At 38.0% G+C, this 1095-nt stretch carries 1 protein-coding gene; it reads left to right on the top strand.

All coding sequences use genetic code 11. The annotated features are described in order from the left end of the window. Positions 1-20: 20 nt before the first annotated feature. Positions 21-1095 (top strand): IS3 family transposase gene (locus ACEO2X_RS13875; RefSeq protein ID WP_371972162.1). Its coding sequence is split into 2 segments (ribosomal slippage), with 1076 coding nucleotides annotated over them: positions 21-285 and positions 285-1095; the frame shifts between segments, so codons are not numbered across the junction. This gene is flagged as partial in the annotation.

Below are 1095 nucleotides of genomic sequence, written 5' to 3' on the forward strand. Positions count from 1 at the left end.
GATGTTATAAACATCAATATATGGAGTATTTTATGGCACGTAGACCAAGAAGAAATCATTCAAACGACTTTAAGGCTAAGGTAGCACTTGCTGCGATCAAAGCAGAAAAAACACTTGCTGAATTGAGTTCTGAGTTTGATGTTCATCAAAACCAAATTATTGACTGGAAAAATCAATTGATCTCAGCTTCCTCACAAGCTTTCGATCAATCAAAAGCTCCATCAGAACCTCCCATTGATCTTAAAAAGTTACATGCAAAAATCGGTGAGCAGGCATTAGAAATTGATTTTTTAGAAGGTGTGTTGAAGAAACTGGGCCGCTTCAACCACAAAAGTTAATCGATCACTCACTTCAGATTTCAGTATCTAAACAAGCTAAGTTACTGAAAGTCTCTCGTGGTTGTTATTATTATCGCCCAAAACCTGTTAGCTCATCAGATCTGAAGCTGATGCGATGTATTGATGAATTACATATGCAATATCCTTTTGCAGGCAGTCGTATGATGCGTGATTTGTTGAATCGTCAAGGGCATCATATAGGACGACGTCATACACGTACTTTAATGAAGAAAATGGGTATTCAGGCGTTATATTGCAAACCAAATTTAAGCCAGGCTAATCAAGCTCACCGTAAATATCCATATCTGCTCAAAGGATTGGCTATTCAGCGCAGTAATCAAGTGTGGTCTACGGATATAACGTATATCCCTATGGCAAAAGGCTTTGTTTATTTATGTGCTGTGATTGATTGGCATAGCCGCAAGGTACTTGCGCATAGGGTATCGATTAGTATGGAGGTGGATTTTTGTATTTCGGCTTTAAATGAAGCGATTGAAAAAGATGGATCACCTGAAATATTGAATACAGACCAAGGCAGTCAGTTCACCAGTGATGCATTTATTGATGTATTGAAATCAAATGGCATTCAAATCAGTATGGATGGTAAAGGTCGATGGGTAGATAATGTGATGGTTGAACGATTATGGCGGAGCGTTAAATATGAAGAGGTGTATCTCAAAGCTTATAGCAGTGTCACAGATGCGAAAAAGCAATTGAGTGCATATTTTGAGTTTTATAATCTGAAACGACCTCATTC

Source organism: Acinetobacter sp. AL9, assembly GCF_041464035.1.
Taxonomy (GTDB): Bacteria; Pseudomonadota; Gammaproteobacteria; order Pseudomonadales; family Moraxellaceae; genus Acinetobacter; species Acinetobacter towneri.